Here is a 21,401-nt window from a genome sequence, read left to right as displayed (position 1 = left end):
CGGATTTCAGGCGCAGCGCACTAGCCGCCGGGGCGCCCTGCCCGCCGGGCGCCCCGGCCCACCGCCCACCCATACGCAGCCGCGGGCAGTCGTGCCGCTGGGGCGCACGGGTGGGCGCAGCGGCACCCGGCAAGCGCCGGTGAGCGAAACCGCCTCCCGCCCGGCCGAAGCCGCCGGGCGCCCTGCCCAGCCACGGGGCGCCCCACGCACCGACCACGGGGCGCCCCACGCACCGACCGCCCCACGCACCGACCACGGGGCGCCCCACGCACCGACCGCCCCACGCACCGACCGCCGGGCGCCACGCACCCATCGCCGGGCGTCGGCCGCCCAACGCCCCGGCGCTACACCATCCACCGATCCGGCCGAGCCTCCCGCCGCCCCGTCCGTGACCGCTCCGCCTGCGCCCGCAACAGCTCCGCCGCCTCGGCGGCGTCGCGCAGCCGCGCGGTCACGGTCTTGTTGGCGCCGGTGTCGACGTGGACGTCGGCGAGCCCCTTGTACCGCTCCCAGGGCCCCTGCGACAGCCGTACGCTCTGCACCTTCGCGTGCGGCACGAGATCGAGCCGGCGCCGCAGCAGCCCGTGCCGCGCCGCGAACACCGTGTCGCTGACGGCGAGCCCGTACCCCCGCCACCACAACGGCACGCACCACCGCGCCCGCCCGGGCGGCCGTACGAGCGCCGCCGCGACCGGCACGCTCACCCCCGGCAGCACGCGCGCGATCACCGACTCGGCCACCTCACGCGGCGCGACCGGCACGAGGACGGAGTTCGAGGAGCCGGCCACGTCCAGCTCGACCCGGACCCACCCGCGCCGCCGCCACAGCAGCGGTTCGACGACGCGCACGGTCTGCACCCGGCCGGGCGGGACCGTCTCGTGGGCCCGGTCGAGGAGTCCGTGGTCGATGCGGAGCCCGTCGGGGGAGTCGCCGACCGTCCAGTCGTACTCCGCGACGAACCGCCCCACGCTGCTCGCTCCGGCCGCGCCGAGCAGAGGCAGCGCGGTCGCGAGGACGGTCCACACGCTCTCCGTGGCGAACCACAGCACGGACGGTACGACGACGGCGGCCACCAGGGTCCCCCAGGTGGCGCCGGTCAGGACGAGGGACATGGCCAGCACGCCCGCCGGGACCTTCAGCAGCTGCCGTACGGGCGCCTCGCCGACCTCGTGCGCGGTCTCAGGTGCGAAACCGGCGGCGCGGGCGAGGAGTTCGGCCCGCAGGGCGCCGGCGTGGGCCTCGCCGAGGTAGGCCAGCTCGTCCTTCTTGTCGGTGCCGACGACGTCGAGTTTGAGTTTGGCGACGCCTGCGATCCGGGCCAGCAGCGGGCGGGTGACGTCGATGGCCTGAATGCGTTCGAGGCGGATGTGGGCGGTGCGGCGGAACAACAGGCCGGTACGGATGCGCAGTTCGCTGTCGGTCACCGCGAAGTGGGTGAACCACCAGGTCAGGAAGCCGTACAGGGCGGCGGCCGGCACGAACACCGCGAGCCCGATCAGCAGGGTCGTCGTGTCGAGCCGCATCAGCTGCCGCTGCGTCCCGTCCGGATCGTGCACGGCCCACCCGATCAACACAGCCACCGGCGCCCAGGCCCGCCGCAAGGGCGTCACCGGATGCAGCCGATGCTCGACGACCGGCTTCTCACCGGGCCTGCCCTCGGTCCCGGGCTCCGCCGCCTCGCCCGGCCCGGCGTGCGCGTCGTTCGGCGGGCCCATGCCCATGGCGCGCCCGTCCACGGCCGCGGGCCCCGGCTCCCCCTCGGCCCCACCCTTCGGCCGGGCCGCCCGTACCGCGTCGTCCGCGTCCTGTGCCGACACCGTCACAGCCCTGCCGATCGGGCCTCGCCCAGTTGGGTGAGGTGGTCGCGCAGGCGTTCGGCCTCGGCCGGGTCGAGGCCCGGGATGCAGGCGTCCGTGGCGGCCGCGGCCGTGTGGAGCTGCACGCTCGCCAGGTTGAAGTGCCGCTCGACGGGCCCGGAGGTCACCTCGACCAGCTGCATGCGCCCGTACGGCACGACGGTCTCCTCGCGCCAGAACACACCCCGGCTGATCAGCAGGTCGTCCGCCCGTTCGGCGTACCGCCATGACCGCCAGTTGCGGCCCAGCATCGGCCAGCCCCACAGCAGCAGGCCCAGGGGCAGCAGCGCGAACGCCGCCCACGGCGGGCCTGCCAGCCAGCCCAACAGCACGGCTATGCCGATGGTTATCGTCCCCAGCCACACCACCAGCAACAGACGCCTCATCCGCAACAGCCCGGGCGGCAGTCCCGTCCAGACCGGCTCGCCGTCCGCGCGCTCGGCGCCGTCCTCCAAGGTCCCCGTCTCCATTCCGCCAGCGTACGTACGACAGACTGTGTCCATGACTCCCCCGACGGAGACCCGAGAGACGACGGTCGGTATCGGCGGTGCCGCCGAGAGCACGGACATGGTGCTCAACATCGGCCCGCAGCATCCGTCCACACACGGTGTGCTGCGGCTGCGGCTCGTCCTCGACGGCGAGCGGATCCAGCATGCCGAGCCCGTCATCGGCTATATGCACCGGGGTGCGGAGAAGCTCTTCGAGGCGCGCGACTACCGCCAGATCATCATGCTCGCCAACCGCCACGACTGGCTCTCCGCCTTCTCCAACGAACTCGGCGTCGTCCTCGGTATCGAACGCATGCTCGGCATGGAGGTCCCCGAGCGTGCGGTCTGGATGCGTACGCTCCTCGCCGAGCTGAACCGGGTCCTGAACCACCTGATGTTCCTCGGCTCCTACCCGCTGGAGCTCGGCGGCATCACCCCGGTCTTCTACGCCTTCCGGGAGCGCGAGGAGCTCCAGAACGTCATGGAGGAGATCTCCGGCGGGCGCATGCACTACATGTTCAACCGCGTCGGAGGCCTCAAGGAGGACCTCCCGGCGGGCTGGACCTCACGCGCGCGCGGCGCGGTCGCGGACGTCCGCTCCCGCCTGGACGTCTTCGACGACCTGGTCCTCGGCAACGAGATCTTCCGGGGCCGTACGCGTGACGTGGGCGTCCTCTCCCCGGAGGCCGTGCACGCGTACGGCGTCAGCGGCCCCATCGCCCGCGCCTCCGGCGTCGACTTCGACCTGCGGCGCGACGAGCCGTATCTGGCGTACGGCGAACTCCAGGACGTCCTGAAGGTCGTCACGCGCGACGAGGGCGACTGTCTCGCCCGTTTCGAGTGCCTCCTGGAGCAGACCCACAACGCCCTCGCCCTCGCAGACGCCTGCCTCGACCGCCTCGCCGACCTCCCGCCCGGCCCGATCAACCAGCGCCTCCCCAAGGTCCTCAAGGCCCCCGAGGGTCACACCTACGCCTGGACCGAGAACCCCCTCGGCATCAACGGCTACTACCTCGTCAGCAAGGGCGAGAAGACCCCCTACCGCCTGAAGCTCCGCTCCGCCTCGTTCAACAACATCCAGGCCCTCACCGAACTGCTGCCGGGGACCCTGGTGGCGGACATGGTGGCGATCCTGGGCTCGCTGTTCTTCGTGGTGGGGGACATCGACAAGTAGGGGCCGGGCCACGGGGGAGCGGGTTCGGATTTCCAACCGTCTCGCGGTGCCGATCGTGGTCAGTCGCCGAGCGGGTCCGGAATTCCAACCGACTGCATCAGCCACCCGAAGTCGCCCAGTCCACCGAACGCGGTCAGTTCCGCGGCCTCGCCCGCGCCCGCGAGGGCCCGTACGTAAGCCGCCGGGTCGGTGGTCGCCAAGGACAGCGGTGGGCGACCGGCGGCGACCCCCAGGGCGCGCAGGGCCTCCCGCTGGGTGAGCAGCCGTGCTCCCGGCAGCGCGCACGCGTCCAGCGCCACGTGCGCGGTGATGTCGCACGACCCGTCCGGGACCGGCGTGGTCTCCCGGCCCTCCCGGAACCCGGTGAGCGTCCCGAAGGGCGGCCGGGCGCCGGCGAGGTGCGCGTAGTCCACGGCGACGGCGAGCCCCCGCTCGACACTCGCCACGGCGGCGGCCCAAGCCCGGTCCCTCGGCAGCCCGACCTCGGCCCGCAGCCCCTCCTCCGGGGCCGACGGCCACCACCACCGGCCCAGCCACTCCGCCTCCTCCCCGCCGACGGGCTCCCCGAGCAGCTCGCTCCCGTCCCCCCGTACGAGAACCAGCCGCGCCACACCCGCCGCGTCCACTTCGACGACCTCCACGGGCACGTTGTCCAGCCACTCGTTGGCGAACAGCAGTCCGGTGACCCCCTTCGGCGGTTCGGTGAGCCACTCGATGCGGTGATCCAGATCGCGTGGCCGCTCGGCCAGCTCGACGGCGTACGCGCGCGTACGGGACGACACATCGGTGGGGAGAGCGTCCAGCACCCCGCTCACCAGCTCCCCCCGCCCGGCTCCCATGTCCACGAACCCCAGCTCGCCGGGCCGCCCCAACGCCTCGTCCACCCGACACAACAACCGAGCCACGGCGGCGGCGAAGAGCGGGGAGGCGTGCACGGAGGTCCGAAAGTGCCCGGCGGGTCCTTCCGGCCGCAGATAGAACCCCTCAGGCCCGTACAGCGCCTCCTCGACTGCCGCCCGCCAAGGCCGTGGCCTCTCAGGGGCACGGGGCAGTGACAGGTGCGTCTCCGCCGCGTGCGCGCGACAAGCCCCACATGACCCGCAGTCGCAAGCCACACACCCTCCCGAGTTCGTAGGCGACGCGTCCGCCTCCCCCAACGCTAAGCGGAACGGGCAACCCGACCTCCACCTTGGGGAGTACGTGGCCCGGTCACGGATCGGCCCTCCGGTTGACCCCGGCACACCGCCCGCTTCCCTACGCTGGGTTACGTGCAGCGCCTCTATGACTTCCTCCGTCGGCACCCGACATGGGTCGACAGCTTCTGGGCCGTCGTCCTGCTCGGTATGTCCGTGGCCGTCGGAGCGATCGACCCCGACTACGCGAACGACATGAACGAGACCGCGTTCGTGGCGATCTCGCTCGCCCTCTGCCTGTCGATCGCCCTGCGGCGCAGCATGCCCGAGAAGATGCTGATGCTGGCCGCCGCGGCCGGCTTCGCGCAGCTGATCCTCGACGTGCCGAGAATCCCGGCCGACTTCGCGATGCTCGTGGTCATCTACACGGTCGCGGCGAACGGCGCCCGCTGGGCCTCCTGGTTCGCCCTGGGCGGCGGCCTCTGCGCGGCGTCGCTGGCGCAGCTGCGCTGGACCACCGAGGGCACGGGCATGCTGGGGAACGCGGTCCTCGCCGTGGTCCTGACCGTGCCGTTCGCCCTGGCCTGGGTGCTCGGCGACTCCCTGCGCACCCGCCGCGCGTACTTCGCGCAGCTGGAGGAGCGCGCCGCCCGGCTGGAGAGGGAGCGCGAGGCACAGGCCAAGGTCGCGGTCGCCGCCGAGCGCGCCCGGATCGCCCGTGAACTGCATGACGTCGTCGCGCACAACGTCTCCGTGATGGTCGTCCAGGCCGACGGCGCCGCGTACGTCCTCGACGCCGCCCCCGACCAGGCGAAGAAGGCCCTGGAGACCATCTCCTCCACCGGCCGCCAGGCCCTCGCCGAGATGCGCCGCCTGCTCGGCGTGCTGCGCACCGGTGAGCACAAGGAGGTCGGCGAGTACGTCCCCCAGCCCGATGTCGAGCAGATCGACGACCTCGTCGAGCAGTGCCGGGTGGCCGGTCTGCCCGTCGACTTCAAGATCGAGGGCACCCCGCGCCCGCTGCCCAGCGGTGTGGAGCTGACGGCGTACCGCATCGTCCAGGAGGCCCTCACCAACACCCGCAAACACGGCGGCCCGAACACCGGCGCGAGCGTCCGGCTGGTCTACTTCGACGACGGCCTCGGTCTGCTCGTCGAGGACGACGGAAAGGGCGCGCCCCACGAGCTGTACGAGGAGGGCGGCGCCGACGGCCAGGGGCACGGCCTCATCGGTATGCGCGAGCGCGTCGGTATGGTCGGCGGCACGCTGGACGCGGGTCCCCGCCCCGGCGGCGGCTTCCGGATCAGCGCCCTGCTGCCCCTGAAGCCTGCACACTGACACGGTCATGCCACTGGCTGACACCTGTAGACACGGAAGAGGACCCCGATGGCGATCCGCGTAATGCTCGTCGACGACCAGGTGCTGCTGCGCACCGGGTTCCGGATGGTGCTGGCGGCCCAGCCGGACATGGAGGTCGTGGCGGAGGCGGGTGACGGCGTCGAGGCCCTGCAGGTCGTACGGGCGGCCGATGTGGACGTGGTCCTCATGGACGTCCGGATGCCGAAGCTGGACGGCGTCGAGGCCACCCGCCGCATCTGCGCGGAGCCGCACCCGCCGAAGGTGCTCATCCTGACGACCTTCGACCTCGACGAGTACGCCTTCTCCGGGCTGAAGGCGGGCGCCTCCGGCTTCATGCTCAAGGACGTGCCGCCCGGTGAGCTGCTCGCCGCGATCCGTGCCGTGCACAGCGGAGACGCCGTCGTCGCGCCCTCCACGACGCGGCGCCTGCTCGACCGGTTCGCCCCGATGCTTCCGAGCACCGGGGGTGAACCCCAGCACAAGGGGCTGGAACGGCTCACCGAACGCGAACGCGAGGTCATGATCCTCGTCGCCCAGGGCCTCTCCAACGGCGAGATCGCCGCCCGCCTCGTCCTCTCCGAGGCCACGGTCAAGACCCACGTCGGCCGCATCCTCACCAAGCTGGGCCTCCGCGACCGCGTCCAGGTGGTCGTCCTGGCGTACGAGACGGGCTTGGTACGGGCGGGAGGCCAGGGCTGAGGCCCGGGTGGACCGCCACCGCGGCCGAGCCGCTGAAGCCGACCACAGGAAGCCGAGCCACAGGAAAGCCTGACCCCGGTGTCGAGGGCGGCCGGACACGGACTTCCCTACCTGAGCAGCCCCTCCAGGAAGTCGCTCCCGAGGCGGGCCACCACCGTCACGTCCAACTGGTGCAGCACGTACCGCCCCCGTCGTCGCGTCGTCAGAAGGCCCGCCTTCTTGAGGACGGCCAAGTGGCGGGATATCTCCGGCGGAGTCATGCCGAGCATCTGCGCCAGCTCACCTGTGGTGTTCGCGCTGCGGGCCAGGTTCCGGCACAGGCGCATGCGGACGGGGTGGGACAGCGCGGTCATGCGCAGGGCGAGCTGCTCCACGGAGAGCGGGGCGGCGGGCTCCGCCGCGCTCACGGGGTACTGGATCACCGGCTGCCAGCCGAACCGGTGCAGGACGGTGAGATGGGGCCGGCCCAGGCTGGTCGGCACGAGCAGCAGGCCGCCGTCGCCGGTGTGGGTGCGGCCCTCGACCAGCTTGTCCACGACGATCCGCCCCGCGGCACTCCCGACGCCGTCCAGGGTCATCGAGGGCGACACGGCGGCCAGCGCCTCGGCCAGGCCCTTGTGCCGCAGCAGCTCGGTCTTGTGGCGGGCGTCCGCCGCGAGCGGATGACAGAGCCGGGACCAGGTCTCGGCGAAGAAGGCCTCGTCGCAGTCCTCCAGGAACTGCCGCAGCCAGGCCCGGACACCGGGTGGGTCCGCCAGCAGCCGCCGGGCGAACCGCAGTTGCTGCGGCCCGCGCGCGGCGGCCAGGTCCAGCGCGCGCCGCCGCATCTCGGGGTCGGACAGCGCACCGGGCCGCTGCGAGTCGTACGCGTACCCGGGAGTGCAGACGAACTCCACCCCGGCGTCGACGAACTGGTCGTCCGTCAGCTTGTCCAGCAGATCCAGGTCGTCGGCGAGCGTCGCGCCCGGGAGCGTGTCCCGGCCCGGGATCCCGGCGAACGGCATGAAGAGGTCCGAGAACGACGTACGCCACAGGAAGTCCGCCTCGGACATCCGGTCGGCGAGATGCGTGTCGAGCCGGGCGGTCACCCCCGTCGCCCAGCCCTGCAGCCCCGGATGGTGGCCGGGCTCGGACAGCACGTGCAGCGCCATGCCGAGCTCGGCCAACGGCGAGGGCACCACGGCCACCCTCTCCCGCCGCAGTCCGGTGATGTCGATGCGCACGCTCATGACCACATGGTGCACCCGACCACTGACAACGCCCCCGACCACGACGAGATCCCGGCTTCCCGCCGGGACGACGAAGCCCGGCCTTCCAGCCGGACGCCGAGAGACCCCGGCCACCCACCCCGCGCCTATTCGCCGGCGACCTTCTCCACCAGCGCCACGAAGTCCGCCGCGGCCCTCCGCACGTCCGCCGCCGTCCACTCCAGCGCGGCGGCCCGCACCTCTATCTCCGTGACGGCAAGCCCCGGCCCGCCCTGGTCCCAAGGGCGGGCGAAGAGCAGCGTGCTCGACTGCTCGCCCTGCCGGACCGCGGCCTCCGAGACGACGTCGACCTCGTACGGCAGCCAGACCTGGAACTCGTTGGTGTGGGGCTCCTCGGGGTGCACGCGGGCCCACGGCACCCCCGCCGCCGCGAACCCCTCACGCAGCGCGGCGGCGACCACACGCGCGTGGCGCACGTACTCCGGGAGCCGGGGCAGCTCGCGCGCCAGGCCGACGAGGGCCGACAGGGCGGTGGGGAACTGCTGGAAGAGCTGGCCGCCGTACCGGTGCCGCCAGGCCTTGGCCTCGTCGATCAGGGTCCTGGGACCGGCGATCGCGGCACCGCCGTAGGCGCCGAGGGACTTGTAGTACGACACGTAGACGCTGTCGGCGAGGCCCGCGATCTCGTCCACGGGGCGGCCGAAGTGGGTGGTGGACTCCCACAGGCGGGCCCCGTCGAAGTGGACGACCGCGTCCCGCTCGCGTGCCGCCTCGGTGACTTCCGTCAGCTCCTCCCAGGAGGGGAGCAGGAAACCGGCCTCCCTGAGAGGCAGTTCGAGCATCAGCGCCCCGAAGGGCTCGTCGAAGCCGCGTACCTCGTCGGCGGTCGGCATCCGTGGCTCGCTCGTCAGCCGGACCGGGCGCAACCCGCTGACCTGGCTGAACGCATGCCGCTCGTACATCTCGGGGTGGGCGAGCGCGTGCAGGGCGACAGTCGGGTTCCCGGTGCGGGACGCCCAGCAGCGCAGGGCCACCTGCTGGGCCATCGTGCCGGTCGGGAAGAACGCGGCGGCCTCCATGCCGAGCAGCGTGGCGGTCCGCTCCTCCAGGGCCTCGACGACCCCGTTGCCGTACATGTCCGCCGTCTCGTCCAGGTCGTACACATCCTCGGCCGCGTCCAGCAGCGCCATCCGTTCCCGGAGCGTCGCCAGCGCGCTCGTCCGCGACAACACCCGCCCGGCCGCACGATGGGCGGCCCGCCGCCGCTGGTACCGCAGCGCCACCGGGGACTCGTCGGTGGCTTCCTCTTCCGCGGCGGTCTCCGCGGTCTCCGCCGCCTCCGCGGTCTCCGCCGTTTCGCTCATCCCGGGATCATCCCCCGGCCCGTCCCACAGGGCACCCGGTTTTCGTGCCGGTGACCCGCGTACCCGACCCGCGTACCCGACCTGTGTACCCGGCCCGCGAACGCGGCCTGTGGAAAGACCCCGCGACCACCCACAGCCTGTGGACAACCGAACGCCCCTCGAACCAATCGCGTTAACATGACGAGAAATCGTCCGGTACCCAGAGCGGACTGGAACGGGAAGGCCACCACCGAGTGAGTACATTCCAGCAACCAGAGCCGAAGGACCGCCCCGCGCGGCTCGCCGTCGGTGTCGTGGGCGCCGGCCGGGTCGGTCCCGCGCTGGCGGCGGCACTGCAACTGGCCGGGCACCGCCCGGTGGCCGTCTCCGGAGTCTCCGACGCCTCCAGGCGACGCGCCGCCGAGCTGCTGCCCGATGTGCCGCTGATGCCCCCGGCCGACGTGCTGCGCCACGCGGACCTGGTTTTGCTGACCGTCCCGGACGACGCCCTGCCGGGGCTGGTCGAGGGCCTCGCGGAGACCGGTTCCGTAAGGCCTGGGCAGCTCCTCGTGCACACCTCCGGGCGGTACGGCGCGAAGGTGCTGGACCCCGCGCTCAGGGCCGGGGCGTTGCCGCTGGCGCTGCACCCCGCCATGACGTTCACGGGGACTCCGGTGGACGTGCAGCGGCTCGCCGGGTGCTCCTTCGGGGTCACGGCGCCGGACGCGCTGCGGCTGGCCGCCGAGGCGCTGGTGATCGAGATGGGCGGCGAGCCCGAGTGGATCGCCGAGGAGAACCGCCCGCTCTACCACGCGGCCCTCGCCCTGGGCGCCAACCACCTGGTGACCCTGGTCGCCCAGTCCATGGAGCTGCTGCGCACGGCCGGTGTCTCCGCCCCCGACCGCATGCTCGGCCCGCTGCTCGGCGCCGCCCTGGACAACGCCCTCAGGTCCGGCGACGCGGCCCTCACCGGCCCCGTCGCGCGCGGGGACGCGGGCACGGTCGCCGCGCACGTCGCCGAGCTGCGCGCGCACGCCCCGGCGACCGTCGCCGGATATCTGGCGATGGCCCGCGCGACCGCCGACCGGGCCCTCGCCCACGGCCTGCTCAAGCCGGAGCTGGCCGAGGACCTCCTCGGGGTACTCGCGGGCGGGACGGACGGAACCACCGGAGCAGGCGGAACCGACGGGACCGAGGGGAAGGCCCGATGACCACCACCGTGCTGCGCACCGCCGACGAACTGCACGCACGCGCGCGTGCGGGGCGCCGGGCCGTCGTGATGACCATGGGCGCCCTGCACGAGGGTCACGCCACCCTGATCCGCGCCGCGCGCGAGATCGCGGGCGGCACGGGCGAGGTCGTCGTCACCGTCTTCGTGAACCCTCTCCAGTTCGGCGCAGGCGAGGACCTCGACCGCTACCCGCGCACCCTGGACGCCGACGTCAAGCTTGCCGAAGTGTCGGGCGCGGACGTGGTGTTCGCGCCGTCCGTGGACGAGGTCTATCCGGGCGGCGAGCCCCAGGTCCGCGTCACCGCGGGGCCCATGGGCGAGCGCCTGGAGGGGGCCTCCCGCCCCGGGCACTTCGACGGCATGCTCACCGTCGTCGCCAAACTGCTCCACCTCACCCGCCCCGACGTGGCGCTCTACGGCCAGAAGGACGCCCAGCAGCTCGCGCTGATCCGCCGCATGGTCCGCGACCTGAACTTCAGCATGGAGATCGTGGGCGTACCGACCGTCCGCGAGGCCGACGGCCTGGCCCTGTCCAGCCGCAACCGGTACCTGTCCACCGAGGAGCGCCGTACGGCCCTGGCGCTCTCCCAGGCGCTGTTCGCGGGCCGCGACCGGCACGCCGCCCAGGAGGCGCTGCGCGCGCGGGCCCGCGAGGTGCCCGCCACGCGCGCGCGTGCCGAGGCGCTGAGCGCGATCGGCGAGTCCCGCGCGGCCGCAGACGCACACGCCATGGCGAAGTCCGCCCCCGGCGGCCCGGCCGCCGTCCGCGCCGCCGCCCGCCTGGTCCTCGACGAGGCCCTGCGCATGAAGCCGCCGATCGCCCTGGACTACCTGGCCCTGGTCGACCCGTCCGACTTCACCGACCTCCCCGACGACTTCACCGGCGAAGCCGTCCTCGCCGTCGCGGCCCGGGTGGGGACGACCCGGCTGATCGACAACATCCCCCTGACCTTCGGAGCCGCCTCGTGACCAGCACAGGCATACGACTGCACGCGCCCGCACCGGGATGGTCCGTCGCCGCCGACGTCGTGGTCGTCGGCTCGGGCGTCGCCGGCCTCACCGCCGCGCTGCGCTGCGAGGCCGCCGGCCTCCGTACGGTCGTCGTCACCAAGGCCCGCCTCGACGACGGCTCCACCCGCTGGGCCCAGGGCGGCATCGCCGCGGCCCTCGGCGAGGGCGACACCCCCGAACAGCACCAGGACGACACCCTGGTGGCCGGCGCGGGCCTGTGCGACGAGGGGGCCGTACGGCTGCTCGTCACCGAGGGCCCCGACGCCGTACGCCGCCTGATCGAGACCGGCGCCCACTTCGACGAGTCGGAGGAGGGCGGCCTGGAGCTGACCCGCGAGGGCGGCCACCACCGCCGCCGCATCGCCCACGCGGGCGGCGACGCGACCGGAGCCGAGATCTCCCGGGCGCTCGTCGAGGCCGTACGCGCGCGTGGTCTGCGTACGGTCGAGAACGCGCTCGTCCTGGACCTCCTGCTGGACGCCGACGGCCGCACCGCCGGTGTCACCCTGCACGTCATGGGCGAGGGCCAGCACGACGGCGTGGGAGCCGTCCACGCCCCCGCCGTGGTCCTCGCCACCGGCGGCATGGGCCAGGTCTTCTCCGCCACCACCAACCCGTCCGTCTCCACCGGCGACGGCGTGGCCCTCGCCCTGCGCGCGGGCGCGGAGGTCTCCGACCTCGAATTCGTCCAGTTCCACCCGACCGTGCTGTTCCTGGGCGCGGACGCGGAGGGCCAGCAGCCGCTCGTCTCCGAGGCGGTACGCGGCGAGGGCGCCCACCTGGTCGACGCCGAGGGCACGCGCTTCATGCTCGGACAGCACGAACTGGCCGAACTGGCGCCGCGCGACATCGTCGCCAAGGGCATCATGCGCCGTATGCAGGAACAGGGCGCCGAGCACATGTACCTGGACGCCCGGCACTTCGGCGCCGACATGTGGGAGCACCGCTTCCCGACGATCCTCGCCGCCTGCCGCGCCCACGGCCTCGACCCCGTCACCGAGCCCATCCCGGTCGCCCCGGCCGCCCACTACGCCTCCGGCGGCGTCCGTACCGACTCCCACGGCCGGACCACCGTCCCCGGCCTCTACGCCTGCGGCGAGGTCGCCTGCACCGGCGTCCACGGCGCCAACCGGCTCGCCTCGAACTCCCTCCTGGAGGGCCTGGTCTACGCCGAGCGCATCGCCGCCGACATCGCCGCGGCCCACGACGGGACGGGCCTCCACGCGCGCGTGCCCCAGCCCGTCCCGTACGCGGACAAGCCCGCGCACCCGCTGCTGACCCCGGAGATACGGTTCGCGATCCAGCGGACCATGACCGAGGGGGCCGGCGTCCTGCGCTCCGCGTCCTCCCTGGCGACCGCCGCCGCGGCTCTGGACCGGCTGCACGCCGAGGCCCGCGACGCCCTCGCCGAGAACGGCAAGACGGCCGAGCCCGGCGTCGACACCTGGGAGACCACCAACCTCCTGTGCGTGGCCCGCGTCCTGGTCGCCGCCGCCCGGCTGCGCGAGGAGACCCGCGGCTGCCACTGGCGCGAGGACCGCGCCGAGCGCGACGACGCCGCCTGGCGCCGCCACATCGTCGTACGGCTGAATCCGGACCGGACGCTCGCCGTACACACCACGGATACCGCAGACTTCCCCCCGACCCGGCAGCACCAGCAGGAGCAGTGACAGACGTGAGCACTCCCGACCTTCCCCTCGCCCAGAACGGCGGCTGCGGCGACGGCTGCGCCTGCGGCGCCGACGAAGGCATCCCCGACGAGGAATTCCTGGAGTGCGGGCTCGACCCCGCACTCGCCCAGCTCCTGGCCGACGCCGGACTCGACCCCGTCGAGGTCGAGGACATCGCCAACGTCGCCATCCAGGAGGACCTCGACCACGGCGTGGACGTGACCACGGTCGCGACCATCCCCGAGGACGCCCGCGCCACCGCCGACTTCACCGCCCGCGAGGGCGGCGTCGTGGCGGGCCTCAGGATCGCCGAGGCGGTCCTCTCGGTGGCCTGCACCGACGAGTTCGAGGTCGAGCGGCACGTCGACGACGGCGACCGCGTCGAGGCCGGCCAGAAGCTCCTCAGCGTCACCGGCGCCACCCGCGACCTCCTCACCGCCGAGCGCAGCGCCCTGAACCTGCTGTGCCGCCTCTCCGGCATCGCGACCGCCACGCGCGCGTGGGCGGACACCCTGGAGGGCACGAAGGCGAGGGTGCGCGACACCAGGAAGACGACGCCGGGGCTCCGCTCCCTGGAGAAGTTCGCGGTCCGCTGCGGCGGCGGGATCAACCACCGCATGTCGTTGTCCGACGCCGCGCTGGTCAAGGACAACCACGTGGTCGCCGCGGGCGGTGTCGCCCAGGCCTTCGAGGCCGTGCGCGAGATGTTCCCCGAGGTGCCCATCGAGGTCGAGGTCGACACCCTCCACCAGCTCCGCGAGGTCATCGACGCGGGCGCCGACCTGATCCTCCTGGACAACTTCACGCCGATCGAGTGCGAGGAAGCCGTGGCGATCGTCGACGGCCGCGCCCTGCTGGAGGCCTCGGGCCGCCTGACCCTCACCAACGCGAAGGCGTACGCGGACACGGGCGTCGACTACCTGGCCGTCGGGGCCCTGACCCACTCGTCCCCGATCCTGGACATCGGCCTCGACCTGCGCGCGGCCGAGTAGGGCGGGGACGGGCCATGCTGCTGACGATCGACGTGGGCAACACCCACACCGTCCTCGGTCTGTTCGACGGCGAGGACATCGTCGAACACTGGCGCATCTCCACGGACGCGCGCCGCACCGCCGACGAACTGGCGGTCCTCCTCCAGGGCCTCATGGGCATGCACCCGCTCCTCGGCGAGGAGCTGGGCGACGGCATCGACGGCATCGCGATCTGCGCCACCGTCCCGTCCGTCCTGCACGAACTCCGTGAGGTGACCCGCCGCTACTACGGCGACGTCCCGGCGGTCCTCGTCGAGCCGGGTGTGAAGACGGGCGTCCCGATCCTGACGGACAACCCCAAGGAGGTCGGCGCCGACCGCATCATCAACGCCGTCGCCGCCGTCGAGCTGTACGGCGGCCCGGCCGTCGTCGTGGACTTCGGTACGGCGACGACGTTCGACGCGGTCAGCGCGCGCGGCGAGTACGTCGGCGGCGTCATCGCCCCCGGCATCGAGATCTCCGTCGAGGCCCTCGGCGTCAAGGGCGCCCAGCTCCGCAAGATCGAGGTCGCCCGGCCCCGCAGCGTGATCGGCAAGAACACGGTCGAGGCCATGCAGTCCGGCATCGTCTACGGCTTCGCCGGCCAGGTCGACGGGGTCGTGAGCCGCATGGTCCGCGAACTGGCCGACAACCCCGAGGACGTGACGGTCATCGCGACGGGCGGCCTGGCACCGATGGTGCTCGGCGAGTCGTCCGTGATCGACGAGCACGAGCCGTGGCTGACGCTGATCGGGCTGAGGCTGGTGTACGAGCGGAACGTGTCGCGGCTCTGAGGAGGCGAATGAAATCCCCCACGCGGGTGGAACCCCGGCGCCACGCGCCCCAGCGCATCTCTTTTGTCTGATTAGCGCGTATCGTCGCCGCATGCCCACGCCCCACGGAACCCGCGGCGGCATGGCGTTCGGCGCTGAGGAGCTGCGTGTGCTCCGTCGTGCCCTCGCCCTCGCCCTCAACCCCAGTCCCGCCTCGGCGGAGGAGGTGCAGGACTGCCTCCGGCTCGCCGAGTCCGTCGACGAGGCGACCCGCGAGGACGCCCGTCTGAGGGCCTTCCTGCTGGCCGACCTCGCCCGCTACCGCGCCGCGCTCCCCGGCGCGGTCACGGGCTACGCGGCGCTCCTCGCGGAGGCCCTGGACGCCGGGTACCGCCCCCACCCGGACGACCTCGCCGCCCTGCGCGCCCTGCGCGGCAACCCCGCCGCCGCGGCCCTTTTGGAACGCTGCCGGCCTCTCGTCGAACAGGACGTGCGCGCCCGCTTCGCGGGGCGCGCGGCCACGTCGGTGGTGGTCGTCCCGGCCTCCCGCTCCGGCGCCCGCTCCCGGCTCCGGCTCACCGCTCTCCCCGGCGGCCTGTCGGAACAGGGGACGCACGTGCGCGGCGCCGCCGGAGGGCCGGCCGAGCCGAAGCCCGCCCGGCCGTCCCGTCCCGCCCAGCCGGCCGAGAAGCCGGGCCCGGTCCCCCGTCCCGACGCCCCGAGCCCGGCCCGCCGCCCCGTCCCCACCCCCGGCGAGGTCTTCCCGCCCAAGCAGAAACCGGCCGCCCCGCCCGCGACCCCGCCCCAACAACTGGCCGCCGTCTAGCCCTGGCTACCCTGGACCCATGGACTACGTCTCCGCGCTGCTGCCCCCCTTCGTGATGGCCGTGTTGTTCATCGGCGTCATCAGGGTGATCGTGAAGACCCAGGGCGGCCCCAACAAGGCCAAGGAGGACGCGGTCGTCGACGTGGCGCTCGCCCGTGCGGAGAACGCCCGCCAGGCCGGCGAATCCAACCCCAAGGGCGCCGGCGCCTGACGCGACGCGCCCCATCGGCGTACGACTCGTGTGTTTTTCGAGTCGTACGCCCTTTTTGTTCAACTTCTCCGGATATTGTGCGGAACTGTGCCTCGCCCATTGGGAGAACTCGAAGACGCGGTCATGACGCGGGTGTGGAAGTGGAACCGCCCGGTGACGGTTCGGGAAGTCCTGGAAGACCTTCAGCGGGAACGGTCCATCGCGTACACCACCGTGATGACCGTTCTGGACAATCTCCATCAGAAGGGCTGGGTGCGGCGGGAGGCGGAGGGCCGGGCCTATCGATATGAGGCGGTCTCCACTCGCGCCGCCTACGCGGCCGCACTGATGAACGAAGCCTGGTCGCAGAGCGACAACCCCGCGGCCGCTCTCGTCGCCTTCTTCGGGATGATGAGCGAGGAACAGCGACAGGCGCTCACCGACGCCGTACGCATCGCGCAAGGCCCTGACGCCGTCAAACCCGAACCGGCCGCGCCCGCCGCCCCGGTCGTCGAAACCCCTGTGGAAACCGTCGACGAATCCGCCGAATCGTCCGGCGAAACGCAGGGGACCCCCGGCGAATCCCCGGATCTCCCCGGGCGATAGCGTCCGCTCATGCCAGCAACGAGTCCCGGAGTCACCGCAAAAGCCATCACCGTCAGGCGGGCTCGGACCAGCGATGTCCCGCACGTGCGCCGCCTCCTCGACTCGTTCGTCCAGCGCCGCATCCTGCTCGACAAAGCGACGGTCACGCTTTACGAGGACATCCAGGAGTTCTGGGTCGCGGAACGGGACGACAACGCCGAGGTCGTGGGCTGCGGTGCGCTGCACGTCATGTGGGAAGACCTCGCGGAAGTCCGCACTCTCGCGGTGAACCCGGACGCCAAGGGTCTCGGCGTCGGTCACCAGTTGCTGGAGAAGTTGCTGCACACCGCTCGCTGGCTGGGTGTTCGCCGGGTTTTCTGTCTGACCTTCGAAGTCGAGTTCTTCGCGAAGCACGGCTTCGTGGAGATCGGTGAGACTCCGGTCGACACCGATGTCTACGCGGAGCTGCTGCGTTCCTATGACGAGGGCGTCGCGGAGTTCCTCGGTCTCGAACGAGTGAAACCGAACACCTTGGGCAACAGCCGGATGCTTCTGCATCTGTGATCGCCGGCGGATCCGCCAAGGAACCTCGGGGTTCAGGGTTCATCGAGGAACCTCGACTCCTATTCCGGTGAGGGTCGCCTTGCCCGGGTGCCCTATGTCCGAAACGCACATGTTTCCGGTCTTCCCGGGACTCCTCGCCCTCTCCGCAGCCTCTCCCCGGTCTCTCCCAGGGGTTTGTGTTTTTCCTGGAAAAGCGGTTTGCTTTCCGACGTACTGCAGTACTGCATATAACAGGGGACGCGAAACAGCGGCGCTCGCCGCAGGCCCTCGGCCCTGAAGTTATCGATGAAAGGAAATCCGGTGGCACAGAAGGTTCAGGTCCTTCTTGTCGACGACCTCGACGGCGGCGAGGCGGACGAGACCGTGACGTTCGCGCTGGACGGCAAGACGTACGAGATCGACCTCACGACCGCCAACGCGGACAAGCTTCGCGGCCTTCTCGACCCCTACGTCAAGGGTGGTCGGCGTACCGGAGGCCGTGCTTCGGGCGGGCGCGGCAAGGCCCGTGCCGCTTCCGGCGGCAGCCAGGACACCGCGGCCATCCGCGCCTGGGCGAAGGAGAACGGCTACGAGGTCAACGACCGCGGCCGCGTCCCCGCCTCCATCCGCGAGGCCTACGAGAAGGCCAACGGCTGAGATTCCGACGGCCCGGTGCTCGCGCGCCGCAGCCGGACGCGGTGGCAGTGCGTCGCCACCGTGTCCACCACTCGCACGAGGTCGGGGGCGCCCCCACCGCCCCCCAACGCCGACATGCTCGGCAGCGAGGGTTCGACCTCGCACCCCGGCTCGGGGGGCCGCAACCAATCGGCGGCCCCCTGCGAACCGGCCTCCCGGGGCACGCCCCCGAGCCTTCCGGCCCCTCCCGGAGGCGTCGGCGCCACCATGTGACCGCCCGTTCCGACGGCAGTGAGGTCCAGGTCGAGGCCGCCCCAGTCCAGCCACTCCAGCACACCTGGCAGTTCCTCCGCGCTGCCCGCCGCGACCAGCAGCAGCATCCGCCCGTCGCGCAGTGCCACCGGCGAGCCCGGACCGGGGACCGGGCCCATATGCCTGAGCGCCGCGACCCCCGCTTCCGCCGGCACGTCGAGAACATCGAAGCGCAGGCCCGTAATGAGATGTACGGGCGTCCCGGGCACGGTCGCCCAGCCGAGATCGTTCTCGTACCACTGCCGCACCGCGTCGCACGCGATGTCGCCCGGAACATCGCGCGGGACAGCGCCCGAGGAGTCGCTCGGGTCGAGCGGTCGGCGGGGAAGGGGGACGATGGTCATGTCAGGAGCAACCGTGCGAAGGGGCCCAGAGTTACGCTGGGCTTCGGAGCGGATACGGAGAGTGCCGGGAAAGGGGGCGTGCCGTGGTGGGTGGCGACGCAAGGATGTTCGCCCTTAGCGGAGGGAACCGGTGCATCCGGCATGGAGTGTCAGTGCCTACGGGTAAGACATCCCTAGTGGGAGGGGGCGACACGCAGGAAAGGCCGTCTCACGTTCGCCATGGGCGTACTGATGGTGAGGGTAACTACCTGGCCTGCGGGAACATCGTCTCGCACCATCGGGTTGGAGCAGATGTCGGCGTTCGGGGTCAGGAGGCCAAGGACGGTGTCGGCAGTTGGAATGAGCGGTCCCCGCTTGCGGGACTAAGCTGCGGAAGGACAGCGAGGGGAGCGTCCCCTCACTGCCTGACCGCTCTGAGGAGCGATTAACGATGTTCGAGAGGTTCACCGACCGCGCGCGGCGGGTTGTCGTCCTGGCTCAGGAAGAAGCCCGGATGCTCAACCACAACTACATCGGCACCGAGCACATCCTCCTGGGCCTGATCCACGAGGGTGAGGGTGTCGCCGCTAAGGCCCTGGAGAGCCTCGGGATTTCGCTCGAGGCGGTCCGCCAGCAGGTGGAGGAGATCATCGGGCAGGGGCAGCAGGCTCCGTCCGGCCACATCCCCTTCACCCCCCGTGCCAAGAAGGTCCTGGAGCTGTCGCTCCGCGAGGCCCTTCAGCTGGGCCACAACTACATCGGCACGGAGCACATCCTGCTCGGCCTGATCCGTGAGGGCGAGGGCGTCGCCGCCCAGGTCCTGGTCAAGCTGGGCGCAGATCTCAACCGGGTGCGGCAGCAGGTCATCCAGCTGCTCTCCGGTTACCAGGGCAAGGAGACCGCCACCGCCGGCGGCCCCGCCGAGGGCACCCCCTCGACGTCCCTGGTCCTCGACCAGTTCGGCCGGAACCTCACCCAGGCCGCTCGTGAGTCCAAGCTCGACCCGGTCATCGGGCGCGAGAAGGAGATCGAGCGGGTCATGCAGGTGCTGTCCCGCCGTACGAAGAACAACCCGGTCCTGATCGGTGAGCCCGGCGTCGGCAAGACCGCCGTCGTCGAAGGTCTCGCCCAGGCCATCGTCAAGGGCGAGGTGCCCGAGACCCTCAAGGACAAGCACCTCTACACCCTCGACCTCGGCGCGCTGGTCGCCGGCTCCCGCTACCGCGGTGACTTCGAGGAGCGCCTGAAGAAGGTCCTCAAGGAGATCCGCACTCGCGGCGACATCATCCTGTTCATCGACGAGCTCCACACGCTGGTCGGTGCGGGTGCCGCCGAGGGCGCCATCGACGCGGCTTCCATCCTGAAGCCGATGCTGGCCCGCGGTGAGCTGCAGACCATCGGCGCCACCACGCTGGACGAGTACCGCAAGCACCTGGAGAAGGACGCCGCGCTCGAGCGCCGCTTCCAGCCCATCCAGGTCGCCGAGCCCTCGCTCCCGCACACCATCGAGATCCTCAAGGGCCTCCGTGACCGGTACGAGGCGCACCACCGCGTCTCCATCACGGACGAGGCCCTGGTCCAGGCGGCCACGCTGGCCGACCGGTACATCTCGGACCGCTTCCTGCCGGACAAGGCGATCGACCTGATCGACGAGGCCGGCTCCCGGATGCGCATCCGCCGGATGACCGCGCCGCCGGACCTCCGCGAGTTCGACGAGAAGATCGCCGGTGTCCGCCGGGACAAGGAGTCCGCGATCGACTCGCAGGACTTCGAGAAGGCCGCCTCCCTCCGCGACAAGGAGAAGCAGCTCCTGGCCGGCAAGGCCAAGCGGGAGAAGGAGTGGAAGGCCGGCGACATGGACGTCGTCGCCGAGGTCGACGGCGAGCTGATCGCCGAGGTCCTCGCGACCGCCACAGGCATCCCGGTCTTCAAGCTGACCGAGGAGGAGTCCTCGCGTCTGCTGCGTATGGAGGACGAGCTCCACAAGCGGGTCATCGGCCAGGTCGACGCCGTCAAGGCGCTGTCGAAGGCGATCCGTCGTACGCGCGCGGGCCTCAAGGACCCGAAGCGTCCCGGTGGTTCGTTCATCTTCGCCGGCCCGTCCGGTGTCGGTAAGACCGAGCTGTCCAAGGCGCTCGCCGAGTTCCTCTTCGGTGACGAGGACGCGCTGATCTCCCTCGACATGTCGGAGTTCAGCGAGAAGCACACGGTGTCGCGTCTCTTCGGTTCCCCGCCCGGATACGTGGGCTACGAAGAGGGCGGCCAGCTGACCGAGAAGGTCCGCCGCAAGCCGTTCTCCGTCGTCCTCTTCGACGAGGTCGAGAAGGCCCACCCGGACATCTTCAACTCGCTGCTGCAGATCCTGGAGGACGGTCGCCTGACCGACTCCCAGGGCCGGGTCGTGGACTTCAAGAACACGGTCATCATCATGACGACCAACCTCGGCACCCGGGACATCTCCAAGGGCTTCAACCTGGGCTTCGCGGCCTCGGGCGACAAGAAGACCAACTACGAGCGCATGAAGAACAAGGTCTCGGACGAGCTCAAGCAGCACTTCCGGCCCGAGTTCCTCAACCGCGTCGACGACGTGGTCGTCTTCCCGCAGCTGACGCAGGAGGACATCCTCAAGATCGTCGACCTGATGGTCGGCAAGGTCGACGAGCGCCTGAAGGACCGGGACATGGGCATCGAGCTCTCCCAGTCCGCCAAGGAGCTGCTGTCCAAGAAGGGTTACGACCCCGTGCTGGGCGCGCGTCCGCTGCGTCGTACCATCCAGCGCGAGATCGAGGACACCCTCTCCGAGAAGATCCTCTTCGGTGAGCTGCGCCCCGGTCACATCGTGGTCGTGGGCACCGAGGGCGAGGGCGAGACGGCGACCTTCACCTTCCGGGGTGAGGAGAAGGCGGCGCTGCCGGACGTCCCGCCGATCGAGCAGGCGGCCGGCGGTGCCGGGCCGAACCTGAGCAAGGACGCGTAGCCGCTGCGCTCGGCTTGAGCGAAAGGGGCTGCCCCGGGACTTCGGTCCCGGGGC

Annotated in this window: 20 protein-coding genes; 14 read left to right on the top strand and 6 right to left on the bottom strand. The window is 71.7% G+C overall.

Features of this window, described 5'->3' with window-relative positions; translation table 11 throughout:
• Positions 1-344: 344 nt before the first annotated feature.
• Positions 345-1,721 carry a PH domain-containing protein gene (locus tag ACFU53_RS35800; protein ID WP_384002189.1) on the bottom strand — a complete coding sequence of 459 codons (1,377 nt, stop codon included), beginning with the start codon at positions 1,719-1,721 and terminating at the stop codon, positions 345-347.
• A gap of 98 nt (positions 1,722-1,819) precedes the next feature.
• Positions 1,820-2,326 carry a PH domain-containing protein gene (locus tag ACFU53_RS35795; protein ID WP_384002178.1) on the bottom strand — a complete coding sequence of 169 codons (507 nt, stop codon included), beginning with the start codon at positions 2,324-2,326 and terminating at the stop codon, positions 1,820-1,822.
• Between the two features lie 31 nt (positions 2,327-2,357).
• Here ACFU53_RS35795 and ACFU53_RS35790 point away from each other — a divergent pair, with 31 nt between their 5' ends.
• Positions 2,358-3,518 carry an NADH-quinone oxidoreductase subunit D gene (locus ACFU53_RS35790; protein ID WP_384002175.1) on the top strand — a complete coding sequence of 387 codons (1,161 nt, stop codon included), beginning with the start codon at positions 2,358-2,360 and terminating at the stop codon, positions 3,516-3,518.
• A 59-nt stretch (positions 3,519-3,577) separates the two neighbouring features.
• Here ACFU53_RS35790 and ACFU53_RS35785 read toward each other — a convergent pair whose 3' ends face one another.
• A complete protein-coding gene (locus ACFU53_RS35785; protein ID WP_384002186.1) occupies positions 3,578-4,576 on the bottom strand; it encodes an SAM-dependent methyltransferase in 999 nt (332 codons plus the stop codon).
• Positions 4,577-4,786: 210 nt separating this feature from the next.
• Between ACFU53_RS35785 and ACFU53_RS35780 the strand changes: the two genes are divergently transcribed.
• Positions 4,787-5,989, top strand: a complete 1,203-nt coding sequence (locus tag ACFU53_RS35780; RefSeq protein WP_384002172.1) for a sensor histidine kinase — start codon at positions 4,787-4,789, stop codon at positions 5,987-5,989.
• Positions 5,990-6,037: 48 nt separating this feature from the next.
• The gene (locus ACFU53_RS35775) at positions 6,038-6,709 is read left to right on the top strand and encodes a response regulator (RefSeq protein ID WP_384002169.1); all 672 of its coding nucleotides are present in this window, start codon (positions 6,038-6,040) and stop codon (positions 6,707-6,709) included.
• Positions 6,710-6,816: 107 nt separating this feature from the next.
• On the opposite strand, the gene ACFU53_RS35770 is transcribed toward ACFU53_RS35775, so the two are convergent.
• Positions 6,817-7,938, bottom strand: coding sequence for a DUF5937 family protein (locus ACFU53_RS35770; RefSeq protein WP_384002166.1), 1,122 nt, complete (start codon positions 7,936-7,938; stop codon positions 6,817-6,819).
• Positions 7,939-8,063: 125 nt separating this feature from the next.
• The gene (locus ACFU53_RS35765) at positions 8,064-9,281 is read right to left on the bottom strand and encodes a threonine aldolase family protein (RefSeq protein ID WP_384002163.1); all 1,218 of its coding nucleotides are present in this window, start codon (positions 9,279-9,281) and stop codon (positions 8,064-8,066) included.
• Between the two features lie 233 nt (positions 9,282-9,514).
• On the opposite strand from ACFU53_RS35765, the gene ACFU53_RS35760 reads away from it, so the two are divergent.
• From ACFU53_RS35760 to ACFU53_RS35715, 10 genes are all read left to right on the top strand, one after another.
• Positions 9,515-10,471: a Rossmann-like and DUF2520 domain-containing protein gene (locus tag ACFU53_RS35760; RefSeq protein ID WP_384002160.1), complete on the top strand. Its 957-nt coding sequence runs from the start codon at positions 9,515-9,517 to the stop codon at positions 10,469-10,471.
• A complete protein-coding gene (gene panC / locus ACFU53_RS35755) occupies positions 10,468-11,460 on the top strand; it encodes a pantoate--beta-alanine ligase (protein WP_384002157.1) in 993 nt (330 codons plus the stop codon). The genes ACFU53_RS35760 and panC overlap by 4 nt, the downstream gene beginning before the upstream one ends.
• On the top strand, positions 11,457-13,172 hold the full coding sequence (locus ACFU53_RS35750) for an L-aspartate oxidase (protein WP_384002154.1): 1,716 nt from the start codon (positions 11,457-11,459) through the stop codon (positions 13,170-13,172). The genes panC and ACFU53_RS35750 overlap by 4 nt, the downstream gene beginning before the upstream one ends.
• 5 nt (positions 13,173-13,177) lie before the next feature.
• Positions 13,178-14,164 carry a carboxylating nicotinate-nucleotide diphosphorylase gene (nadC, locus tag ACFU53_RS35745; protein ID WP_384002151.1) on the top strand — a complete coding sequence of 329 codons (987 nt, stop codon included), beginning with the start codon at positions 13,178-13,180 and terminating at the stop codon, positions 14,162-14,164.
• Positions 14,165-14,178: 14 nt separating this feature from the next.
• A complete protein-coding gene (locus tag ACFU53_RS35740) occupies positions 14,179-14,976 on the top strand; it encodes a type III pantothenate kinase (protein WP_384002148.1) in 798 nt (265 codons plus the stop codon).
• 121 nt (positions 14,977-15,097) lie between these two features.
• Positions 15,098-15,781 carry a hypothetical protein gene (locus ACFU53_RS35735; RefSeq protein WP_384002183.1) on the top strand — a complete coding sequence of 228 codons (684 nt, stop codon included), beginning with the start codon at positions 15,098-15,100 and terminating at the stop codon, positions 15,779-15,781.
• 19 nt (positions 15,782-15,800) lie between these two features.
• A complete protein-coding gene (locus tag ACFU53_RS35730; protein WP_384002146.1) occupies positions 15,801-15,992 on the top strand; it encodes a hypothetical protein in 192 nt (63 codons plus the stop codon).
• A gap of 123 nt (positions 15,993-16,115) precedes the next feature.
• Positions 16,116-16,577, top strand: coding sequence for a BlaI/MecI/CopY family transcriptional regulator (locus ACFU53_RS35725; protein ID WP_384002180.1), 462 nt, complete (start codon positions 16,116-16,118; stop codon positions 16,575-16,577).
• A gap of 9 nt (positions 16,578-16,586) precedes the next feature.
• Positions 16,587-17,120 carry an amino-acid N-acetyltransferase gene (locus tag ACFU53_RS35720; RefSeq protein WP_384002143.1) on the top strand — a complete coding sequence of 178 codons (534 nt, stop codon included), beginning with the start codon at positions 16,587-16,589 and terminating at the stop codon, positions 17,118-17,120.
• A 300-nt stretch (positions 17,121-17,420) separates the two neighbouring features.
• Entirely contained in the window at positions 17,421-17,756 is a 336-nt protein-coding gene (locus ACFU53_RS35715) for an Lsr2 family protein (RefSeq protein ID WP_030872805.1), read from the top strand.
• Here ACFU53_RS35715 and ACFU53_RS35710 read toward each other — a convergent pair.
• Entirely contained in the window at positions 17,735-18,391 is a 657-nt protein-coding gene (locus ACFU53_RS35710; protein ID WP_384002139.1) for an SCO3374 family protein, read from the bottom strand. The genes ACFU53_RS35715 and ACFU53_RS35710 overlap by 22 nt on opposite strands.
• A 430-nt stretch (positions 18,392-18,821) precedes the next feature.
• On the opposite strand from ACFU53_RS35710, the gene ACFU53_RS35705 reads away from it, so the two are divergent.
• Entirely contained in the window at positions 18,822-21,347 is a 2,526-nt protein-coding gene (locus ACFU53_RS35705; protein WP_384002136.1) for an ATP-dependent Clp protease ATP-binding subunit, read from the top strand.
• Positions 21,348-21,401: the final 54 nt, after the last annotated feature.

Origin of the sequence: Streptomyces sp. NPDC057474, assembly GCF_042802555.1 — a bacterium.
Taxonomy (GTDB): Bacteria; Actinomycetota; Actinomycetes; order Streptomycetales; family Streptomycetaceae; genus Streptomyces.
The sequence above is the reverse complement of the archived record's forward strand: the minus strand, read 5'-3'. Positions and strand labels throughout refer to the sequence as shown.

Excerpts from the sequence above, each read along its gene's own strand:
- ACFU53_RS35800 (WP_384002189.1), bottom strand. The coding sequence starts at position 1,721 with ATGGGCATGGGCCCGCCGAACGACGCGCACGCCGGGCCGGGCGAGGCG.
- ACFU53_RS35795 (WP_384002178.1), bottom strand. The coding sequence starts at position 2,326 with ATGGAGACGGGGACCTTGGAGGACGGCGCCGAGCGCGCGGACGGCGAG.
- ACFU53_RS35790 (WP_384002175.1), top strand. The coding sequence starts at position 2,358 with ATGACTCCCCCGACGGAGACCCGAGAGACGACGGTCGGTATCGGCGGT.
- ACFU53_RS35775 (WP_384002169.1), top strand. The coding sequence starts at position 6,038 with ATGGCGATCCGCGTAATGCTCGTCGACGACCAGGTGCTGCTGCGCACC.
- ACFU53_RS35770 (WP_384002166.1), bottom strand. The coding sequence starts at position 7,938 with ATGAGCGTGCGCATCGACATCACCGGACTGCGGCGGGAGAGGGTGGCC.
- ACFU53_RS35765 (WP_384002163.1), bottom strand. The coding sequence starts at position 9,281 with ATGAGCGAAACGGCGGAGACCGCGGAGGCGGCGGAGACCGCGGAGACC.
- panC (WP_384002157.1), top strand. The coding sequence starts at position 10,468 with ATGACCACCACCGTGCTGCGCACCGCCGACGAACTGCACGCACGCGCG.
- ACFU53_RS35740 (WP_384002148.1), top strand. The coding sequence starts at position 14,179 with ATGCTGCTGACGATCGACGTGGGCAACACCCACACCGTCCTCGGTCTG.
- ACFU53_RS35735 (WP_384002183.1), top strand. The coding sequence starts at position 15,098 with ATGGCGTTCGGCGCTGAGGAGCTGCGTGTGCTCCGTCGTGCCCTCGCC.
- ACFU53_RS35730 (WP_384002146.1), top strand. The coding sequence starts at position 15,801 with ATGGACTACGTCTCCGCGCTGCTGCCCCCCTTCGTGATGGCCGTGTTG.
- ACFU53_RS35725 (WP_384002180.1), top strand. The coding sequence starts at position 16,116 with ATGACGCGGGTGTGGAAGTGGAACCGCCCGGTGACGGTTCGGGAAGTC.
- ACFU53_RS35720 (WP_384002143.1), top strand. The coding sequence starts at position 16,587 with ATGCCAGCAACGAGTCCCGGAGTCACCGCAAAAGCCATCACCGTCAGG.
- ACFU53_RS35710 (WP_384002139.1), bottom strand. The coding sequence starts at position 18,391 with ATGACCATCGTCCCCCTTCCCCGCCGACCGCTCGACCCGAGCGACTCC.
- ACFU53_RS35705 (WP_384002136.1), top strand. The coding sequence starts at position 18,822 with ATGTTCGAGAGGTTCACCGACCGCGCGCGGCGGGTTGTCGTCCTGGCT.